The organism is Rhodococcus sp. NPDC059968, assembly GCF_042738615.1.
Lineage (GTDB): Bacteria > Actinomycetota > Actinomycetes > Mycobacteriales > Mycobacteriaceae > Rhodococcus_F.
On the sequence record NZ_JBHWUE010000063.1, the window covers coordinates 49,300 to 58,161 of the forward strand.

At 67.7% G+C, this 8,862-nt stretch carries 6 protein-coding genes; 3 read left to right on the top strand and 3 right to left on the bottom strand.

The annotated features are described in order from the left end of the window. Positions 1-87: 87 nt before the first annotated feature. Positions 88-1,584, bottom strand: a complete 1,497-nt coding sequence (locus ACFWAY_RS36450; protein WP_378513937.1) for an Hsp70 family protein — start codon at positions 1,582-1,584, stop codon at positions 88-90. A gap of 251 nt (positions 1,585-1,835) precedes the next feature. Between ACFWAY_RS36450 and ACFWAY_RS36455 the strand changes: the two genes are divergently transcribed. The 3 genes from ACFWAY_RS36455 (at position 1,836) to ACFWAY_RS36465 (ending at position 6,608) form a co-directional block, all read left to right on the top strand. Next, positions 1,836-3,329 (top strand): hypothetical protein, encoded by a 1,494-nt coding sequence (locus tag ACFWAY_RS36455; RefSeq protein ID WP_378513938.1) that lies wholly within the window; start codon positions 1,836-1,838, stop codon positions 3,327-3,329. Positions 3,330-3,417: 88 nt separating this feature from the next. After that, complete coding sequence (locus tag ACFWAY_RS36460; RefSeq protein ID WP_378513939.1) at positions 3,418-5,163, top strand: Isoniazid-inducible protein iniA; 1,746 nt, start codon at positions 3,418-3,420, stop codon at positions 5,161-5,163. Next, on the top strand, positions 5,160-6,608 hold the full coding sequence (locus ACFWAY_RS36465) for a dynamin family protein (protein ID WP_378456200.1): 1,449 nt from the start codon (positions 5,160-5,162) through the stop codon (positions 6,606-6,608). Before ACFWAY_RS36460 ends, ACFWAY_RS36465 begins: the two co-directional genes overlap by 4 nt. 35 nt (positions 6,609-6,643) lie before the next feature. On the opposite strand, the gene ACFWAY_RS36470 is transcribed toward ACFWAY_RS36465, so the two are convergent. Both ACFWAY_RS36470 and ACFWAY_RS36475 read right to left on the bottom strand, forming a co-directional pair. Then, positions 6,644-7,642 carry an alpha/beta hydrolase gene (locus tag ACFWAY_RS36470; RefSeq protein ID WP_378513940.1) on the bottom strand — a complete coding sequence of 333 codons (999 nt, stop codon included), beginning with the start codon at positions 7,640-7,642 and terminating at the stop codon, positions 6,644-6,646. Positions 7,643-7,752: 110 nt separating this feature from the next. Beyond that, positions 7,753-8,862: thioesterase domain-containing protein (locus ACFWAY_RS36475; protein ID WP_378513941.1), on the bottom strand; the 1,110-nt coding region annotated here is incomplete at its 5' end.

The following is an 8,862-nucleotide window of genomic DNA, read 5'->3' on the forward strand; positions in this document are numbered from 1 at the left end:
CAGCAGCGCTCCCACCGTGATCGGTGGGGGCGCTGCTGTTTTCCGTGACGGCCTCACTGTCGGCTCGCGCACTCGCCGAGATCTGACCTACCGCGGTCCGGTGCCGCCGCGTCCCGGCGTTCCGCCGCCCATCGGCTGGGCGGGCGCCGGGTTCTGCACGGTGTATTCCTGCACGGTGTCGTCCTGCGCAGTCTCGTCGGCGGACGATGCCTGTTCGACGGACGAGGTTGTGGTGGTCGTCGCGGAGGGGGTGTCGTCCTGGCCGATCAGTTGGGTCGCCGCCGCGCCTGCGCCGAGGAGGACGAGCGCGGCGGCGCTCGCCGCGACCATCCATCCCCGGATACCCGACCTCGGTGTCTTCCTCACCGGCACACTGGTCGGCGCCGCAACGACTGTTGCGGTCGGCGCGACGCGTAGGGTCGGCGCCCCGGACGATGCGGACGGAGGCAGCACGCGCGAGGACGCTGCCGCCACGATCGGTCGCGGCGCCGCCGGTGGTTTCACCCGCGGTCCCGGTGCCGACATCACCCGGGAACCCGACTGTTGGAGCGACGCCCGCTCGGCGATCACCGCCGCGCCGCGGGCGGACGCCGTCGCCGGCTCGGGTGAGACGACGAGCGGGACGTCCAAGGCCGTCGAGAGCAGTTCCGTCACGAGCGGAACCGCTGCTCCGCCGCCGAGGAGGACGACAGCGTCGACGGGGGTGCCGGTCTCGGCGAGACGTTCGAGTGCACGTGCCACCATGTTCGCGGCGCGGATGAGTGCTCCGCGGATGACTTCCTCGAATTCGGAACGCATGACACGTATCTGGCGTCGGATCCCGGGAAGCTCGACGGTCACCACGGCAGAGGTGTCCTGCGACAACCGCTCTTTCGCAATCCGGCAGCGGGCGGCGAGTTCGGTCAGTGCGCCGCGGTGGGCGGGATCGTCGACGTCGACGTCCGGGTTCGCGTTCGATACGAGCTCGACCACATGTCCCATCAGCAGCCGGTCGGCGTGGTCTCCGCTGAAGTCAGTGCTCCGCGTCGATCGGACCACGCCGAAATCGGCGCCGCGCCTCGTCGCCAGGGTCAGGTCGAGGGAATGGGCCCCGACGTCGCACAGCAGCAGTGTTGCGAAGTCGTCGAGTTTCTCCACCCGGGAGATCCACGCGAGTGCCGCAGTGGTTTCGGGGATCACGGTGACGGTGCGATTCTGCTGGAGACCCCAGCGGCGGAACTCGTCCTCGAGTTCCTCGACGGCGTATCCCGACCAGGCCGCCGGAGCCGCGACCACCACATGGTCGAGCGCCGGGGTGCGGCCGCGAATGAGGCAGTCGAGCGCGGTGGTCACCAATTGCACGGCCGGGGTCCGGGTCCCGTCGTCGCCGATCACCGGAACGGGATCACCGACCCTGTCGATGAAATCACGAAACACGATGCTGCCCTGAGGAATCGGTCCGCTACGGTGTGGGCCGAGGGCGGGTGGGCTGCTCGACGACAGCGCGAGTTCGGCCGAGTGCCGCACCACCGTGAATCCGTCGTGCTCCTGGTGCGTCTGCGATTCACTGTGCATCTGTGCGGACACGAACGAGTCGGAACCCATACTGATCCCCATCGATGTCCGCATGTCGTGATCTCCGTTCCGTGGTGACGGCAGGTGCCTTCCCTGCCGATCGAAACGCTAGACCGCATTCCTGTGCCGACCGCTGTGTGCTTCCTGCGATGTTCCTGTGTACGTGGGCTTCGCGGGCCCCTAGGGAAGGTGCAGCGTACTCCCATGGTCTTCCCAGGAACGGCCCATAACGTCGTCGGCAGTCGCCTCGAAGGGGGCAACCCCGAGATGAAGGAGCACTCATGACGAGAAGCGAAATCCACCCATCGGCCGTCCTCGATCACGACGTCCCCGCCCCGCACGCCGCGATCGTGCAGGCACCGCAGCCCGACCTGGGCGGCGCACCCCCTGCGGCGGACCTTCTGCGCAACGGCCTCGACGGACTCCTGCGCGACCTCCGCCCGGCGAACCCCTCCGTCGGAGAATCTGCTCAGCACGCTGCGCCGCAGCAGAATTCGCAGCCGTCCGACGAATCCCGCCACGAAGCACAGCGCAACAACAGCGGCCGCGACGAAACCAACCACCAGGACAATATCGGCGACCGGGACGGCACAGGCCACCAAACCGACACAAACCCCGGCCGCGACGACCACACCGCCGACCAGGGCCGTCAAGACACCCAACGCCATGACACAAGCAACCAGGACCACCAGAACGCCACCGACCACGACGAACGCACCGACACCCACAACGTGGCGGCCTCGGGAGCGGCCGCGGGCCACGAGAACGCACAGGCCGGCCACTCGACTTCGTTCGGTAACGCCGGTCGCGGCGAGTCGTCGATGAACCAGGCCGGCGCTTCCGCGACTCAGCCCGCGTTCAATCAGGGCAACCCGGTTGCGACGCAGCCGTCGACTCTGGCGCCGACGACGTCGGTGTCGTCACCGACGTCGCCCGCCGCCATGCAGCCTGCTGCAGCAAGTCCGGCCATGGGTGCGGCGCCGGCAACGGCGACGTCCGGGGCCCAGCCGATCACGGCGACGCCGGTATCGACCCACTCCGATGCGGCGGTGACGTCGCAGCCCCTCGACGCGACGATCCGGCAGACCAACACCGAACCGGCGTCCGTGTCCGCGACATCCACGCAGAATCAGAATCAGGTTGCGGATCAGCAGAATACGCGGAGTTCGGAGCCCACATCGACCTCCGCCGACGAGGGCACGCGAGCAGCGGGGACGGCGTCCGACTCGGCCACGCAGAACGCGACCGCACCCACCGCGGATCTCGGCGGGTCTCAGACGACGGCAGCATCGTCCACCGCGACCGACGACCGTGCGACGGCCACCGCGACCCAGACACCGGAGGCGACCACCACGGCCACAACGACCACCACCGCAGCAACGGCACCGGCCGCCGACCTCGGCCAGTCCCAGGAGACCAGCCCGTCCACGGCTGTCACCACCACCGCGGCGACCACTGATGTCTCATCGGCGGATCACACGTCCTCGAACACGGGTTTCGGCAACGACACCGCGACAACCGACAGCGCGATCACCCACACCACGACGACCGACCTGACGAATGCGACCGATACCGCAACGACCTTCGACACGGCGACCACATACGACTCCAGCACCGCGCTCGACTCCAGCACCGCGCTCGACACCGGCACGTCACTCGACGCGACGAACACGACGAGCCTCTCGTCGGGGTTGACGACCGATGCCGGCACCACTCTCGACACCCACGATCAGAGCCTGACTGCGACGACGACCGTCGACCAGCACGTGTTCTGACCTCGACGTGGCGGGCCCATCGACTCCCCTGCACGTGGGCCCGCCACACCCCTCTCCCGACCGTCCGTCACCCACTCTTGCGGAGATCATGAACGCCACCCACGAATCCCCAGCCGTCACCACCCCTTCGCGCCCGAATCTTCCTGCCGAGACCACGGCGTCGATGGCGGCGCTGCTGGCGCAGCTCGCGGCGCTCACCCGAACTGCGGGTCGCGGCGATCTCCTGAGCCGGCTGTCGCACACCGAGTCTCGTCTCGCCGATCCGCGGACGCGGGTCGTGGTGCTCGGCCTGACCGACAAGGGTGTCAGTTCGGTGGCAGGTGCGCTCGTCGATGCGGACGTGTCGGCGGCGGCGCAGTCCCGCCACGAGCCGGTAGTCGTCGAGTACGGGCCTGTCGCGTCGGACCCGGATTCGACGGTCACTCTCCCCCACGACCTGCTGGCCGAGGGTCTGGTGCTGGTCGACGCACCCGGATTCTCCGGTCACGCGCCCGCCCGTGCCGCGGACACCCTGGCACTCGTCCCCACGGCCGATGCGGTGCTGTTCGTGTCCGATGCGAGTCAGGAATACACCGAACCCGAGGTCGCTCTGCTCACCCAGGTCCACAAGCTGTGCCCGATGGTGATCTGCGTGGTCAACAAGATCGACTTCTATCCGCGCTGGGCGGACATCCAGAAGGCCAACCGCACCCACCTGCAGAATGCTGACCTACCACTGCCGCTGCTACCGGTGTCCGCACTGATGCACGCGGACGCCCGCGAGGCCGGCGACGACGCGCTCGACGTCGAATCCGGCATTCCGCAGCTGGTCGACTACCTGCGCAATCAGGTCGTCGCACAGGCGGACGTCGTGCTCCGCAATTCGGTGATCGCCGATGTTCGCACCGTCGCCGACCATCTCTCGCTGTCGTTGAGCGCCGAACTGGATGCGCTGCGCGATCCGCAGCGTGGCGCCGCGCTGCTCGAACAGATGACCCGGGCCCGCGCGGCAGCGGATCAGCTCCGGCAGCGCTCCGCGAACTGGCAGTACACGCTGGCCGACGGCGCGATCGAGTTGATGACGGACATCGAGCACGACTTGCGTCATCGTCTGCGCACCGTCATCCGCGCGGCCGAGGAGGATATCGGCAAGTCCGACCCGGCACCGCGATGGGAGGAGTTCGGTTCCTGGCTCGACGGCGAGATCGCGACGTGTGTGCGGGAGAACTTCGTGATGGCCCACACCCGTTCGCAGGCCCTCGCCCTTTCGGTCGCGCAACGTTTCGCCGAGGACGGCAAGGTCCCGGTTCCCGCGCTGCGAATCGACAACGTGGATCATGTGCTCGAACCGGTCAACACCCTCGAGTCTCTCGAGAGCGCGCAGGGTTTCACGCAACGCGTCCTCTCCAGCATGCGTGGGTCGTACGGCGGTGTGCTGATGGTCGGACTCGTCACGAGCCTCGCGGGCCTGGCACTGGTGAATCCCTTCTCGATCGGCGCGGGAGTTCTGCTCGGCGCCAACACGTATCGCGAGGATCGTAAGGCGCGGACCGCCCGCAGGCAGGCGGAGGCGAAGGTGGCGGTGTCGCGGTTGATGGACGACGTGATCTTCCAGGTGGGCAAGGAGTCGAAGCAGCGGCTGCGCGAGGTGCAGCGCGTCCTGCGCGACCATTTCACCGACCTGGCCAACGAGATGCTCCGATCCGTCGACGATTCCCTACGTGCGGCGACGGACGCGTCGAAGATGCACGACGATCACCGTGCGACGCGGTCGGCGCAGATCCGCACGGAACTCGACACGCTGCGGCAGATCCGAATGCAGGCCGCCGGATTCGCGGGGCAGGTGGCGGCATGAGCGTCACTCGACTGGGCTCCCAGACCCGTCAGCTGATCGATGCCGCGCGGCACGAACTGCGCGGCGACCCCGCCACCGTCGAGGAACTCCGGCACTGCGGCGCCCGCCTCGAGGAGCCACTGCGTGTTGCCCTCACCGGCACGTTGAAGGCCGGGAAGTCGACGCTGCTCAACGCCCTCGTCGGCGAGGAGATCGCACCCACCGACGCCACCGAGTGCACCCGGGTGGTCACGTGGTTCGAGCAGTCCGCCACGCCGCGAATCGATCTCACCCACGACGCCGGACGCCGGACGCGACTGCCCGTGCACCGGGACGAAGGCAAGCTCTCGCTGGATCTGGGGACGGTGACCGCGGATCGGGTGGAGCGGCTGCAGGTGGGGTGGCCGTCGGCGCTGCTCGGCGAGTTCACGCTCGTCGACACTCCCGGAACGTCGTCGAACTCGCGGGACGTGTCGGCGCGCACCCGGGCGCTGCTCCTTCCCGAGGACAGGCCGTGCGACGTCGACGCCGTCGTCTACCTGACCCGAGGCACCGACGGGGCGGACGTGCGGCTGCTCGATCAGTTGCAGACCCGGGTCGGGACCGCGGCGGGTCCGCTCGGCATCGTCGGTGTGCTGTCGCGGGCCGACGAGGTGAAGGGCGGTCGCGAACGCACCCTCGATGCGGCCCGGGCCGCCGCGGACGACGCGGGCCGCCGGGTGCAGCGGAGCCTGCTCCCCGTGTCGGGACTTCTCGCGCTCCGCGGTCGCACTCTGCGTCAGACCGAGTTCGACGACCTCGCCGTGCTCGCCGCCGTTCCGGACAGCGCACTCGAGTCCGCGCTGCGCTCGGTCAGCCGGTTCACCGGCGAGGACCCCGATCTCCTGCTGTCGCCGCGGCAACGAAGCGACCTCCTCGACGCGTTCGGCCTGTTCGGTATCCGGTTCGCGGTCAGGCTGATTCGCGCGGGCGCGACCGACGCGCCGGCGCTGGCCCGCGAGCTGACGGCGCACAGTGGCCTGGAGGACCTCCGACGCACCCTGCATCTGCAGTTCGGTCAGCGCAGCACCGAACTGAAGGCGCACTCGGCGCTCAGATCGCTGAAGGCCGTGCTGGCCCGCACCCCGTCGTCGGCGAGCCGCAGCCTGAGCAGGGCAGCCGACCGGCTACTCGCAGACACCCACGTGTTCCGGGAACTGCGGGTGTTGTCGGGACTGCGGACCAGCGGTCTGCAGTTGCGGGACGCGGACGTCGTCCTGCTCGAGCGGGTGCTCGGCGGCGAGGGCATGTCGCCGCACACCCGCCTCGGCATGCCCGCCGACGCCGCCCCGGAGCAGATCTCGCGCGTCGCGCTGACGGCCCTGCGGTTCTGGCGGTCCCAGGCGGGCCGGCCCACGATCGACACGGCGACGGTTCAGGCGTGCGCGTGCGCGGCCCGTTCCTGCGAGGCACTGCTGGCGCGGTGAGCGCTCGGCGCCGGGCGACTCGTCTGGCCTGTTTGCTACTCGGACAGGCCGAGCGATTCGGCAAGTTGCGGCCACGACGCACGTAGATCGTCCTCCCAGTAACCCCAGGAATGCGTACCGTTGTTTCGAAAGTCGAACGTCGCCGGAATGTTCAACTGATGTAGACGCTCCGCCAGCCGGTAGGTACAGACGTTGGTGGCTGCTTCGATCGCGCCGCCGACCGCTATCTGATCCTGCAACGGCGGAGATTGCGGAGTCCGCGGCTGCAGAGGGCTCTCGTGTGGTCCAGGGAGTCCGTTGCCGTTCGCGATGAAGAGCGAAAGCCCCCTCAGCCCCTCTGCGTCGAGGTAGGGATCGTGTTCGCGCCATCCGGGTCCGTTGAAGGGTCCCCACATGTTCCTCGCGTCGCCATTACCCAAGGCTTCGACGACCAGCCGGACGTAGGCCTGGCCGAGCGGGTCGCTGGTCTGCGCGCATCCGCTGTACGAGGCCACGCCCCGGTACAGACCGGGAGCCTCGATGGCCAGGTCGAGCACGGACGTGGCCGACATCGACAGGCCGGCGATCGAGTTCACCGAGTTCGTGCCGAGCTTCGAATCGATCACCGGTGGGAGTTCACGGGTAAGGAACGTAGTCCATCTGTTCCGCCCGAGTACTGGGTCGTCCGTCACCCAGTCGGTGTAGTAGCTGAACATTCCCTCGGCCGGAATCACCACGTTGGCGTTCTTGTCGGCGAAGAAGTCGAGAATGTCGGTTTGGTTCAGCCAGTTCGCGCCGTCCTCGCCGCCACCGGCACCGTTGAGCAGATACAGCGTCGGCCGCGGCGCACTGTCCTCGGAAGGTCGGATCACCTGCAACGGGATCACCCGATCCATCGACGGGGAGTACACGAACACGTCCCACCGGCGATCGTCGATCTTGTCGATGTGGTCGACATATGCGGTTGATGTCGATTGCGGCCGCTGCGGGTCGGCACCCGCCGGGGCCACCCCAACCAGACTCGAGGCAACCGTTGCGGCACTCACCAGACCCATAATCCATCGTTCACGCGCTCCTGACAGCCGAGGCGAACGCCCGTTTTTTCGTGAATCCTCGCGAACCCTGATTCGCGCGCGTCGATGACCGCAACTGACCGGCTCACCCATCATGTTGTTTGCTCTCTCAGGGCCTCGTTCAAGATCTGGCCGGTGACCGCAAGAGCATCGGGTGAGGTCATCCGCCAATGCGTGGCCGGCACGGCGTGGTCGTGGACCGCGCCCGTGACCGCGTGGCCCCAACCCTGGGCCGCCCGCTCTCCGTCGGCTGCCGCGGTGAAGAACACGATGTCACCGTCGAAGCGTGCGGGTCGATATTCGGACATCAACCTCGAGTTCCGCTCCGCCGCCGACAGGAGCCGCCCCAGCACCCATTCGACTCGTTCCACGGAAGACCCGGTCAGCTCGGCCAGACCGGCAGTAACATCGTCGAGACCGCGACCGGATTCAGTTCTCACGAACTCCTCTTCGATGCCGAAACCGCCCAGCAACTCGCTTATCGAGATGTCGTCGACCGACCCGTCCCCCGCATTCGGCCCGACAAAGCTGTCCATCATGGCCAGCAATTCCACCTGTTCGCCCACCGCCTGGAGATGCACCGCCATCGCGTGGGCGATGACACCGCCGAGCGACCAGCCGAGCAGCCGGTATGGACCGCAGGGATAAACGCGACGAATCTCGCGGATATAGCGGTCCGCCAGTTCCTCGAGCGACGCGGGCAGGTAGTTCTCCTCGAGAATCGACGGACTTTGTACGCCGTAGAGCGGCAAATCGGTATCGAGGTATTTCGCTAAACCGGAGTAGCACCAGGACAATCCGACAATTGGATGAATGCAGAACAGCGGCGTCCCCGCGCCCGCGCGGATCGTCAGCAGCGCCCCGAGACCCTCCTCGTCCGTGCCCATAACACCGCTCTCGATCCGACAGGCCAGGGCTTCTGTCGTGGAATCCGAGAAGAGCCACTGCAGCCGAACAGCCGTCTTCAGCTCGGTTCTCAACCGGTACACCACCTGCGCTGCGACGAGCGAGTTGCCGCCAAGTGCGAAGAAATCGTCATCCAGTCCGACCTCCTCGAGGCCGAGAATTTCTGCGAACACAGCGGCCACTGTCTCTTCGATGGGGTTGGTCGGCGCCCGGAACTCCCGAGCGACGAACGACGGCGCGGGCAACGCCCGTCGGTCGAGCTTCCCACTGGGATTCAACGGCAACACGTCGAGCTC

Bases quoted from the DNA above. Each gene is read 5' to 3' on its own strand.
- ACFWAY_RS36470 (WP_378513940.1), bottom strand. From the start codon at position 7,642: ATGGGTCTGGTGAGTGCCGCAACGGTTGCCTCGAGTCTGGTTGGGGTG.
- ACFWAY_RS36455 (WP_378513938.1), top strand. From the start codon at position 1,836: ATGACGAGAAGCGAAATCCACCCATCGGCCGTCCTCGATCACGACGTC.
- ACFWAY_RS36450 (WP_378513937.1), bottom strand. From the start codon at position 1,584: ATGGGTTCCGACTCGTTCGTGTCCGCACAGATGCACAGTGAATCGCAG.
- ACFWAY_RS36465 (WP_378456200.1), top strand. From the start codon at position 5,160: ATGAGCGTCACTCGACTGGGCTCCCAGACCCGTCAGCTGATCGATGCC.
- ACFWAY_RS36460 (WP_378513939.1), top strand. From the start codon at position 3,418: ATGAACGCCACCCACGAATCCCCAGCCGTCACCACCCCTTCGCGCCCG.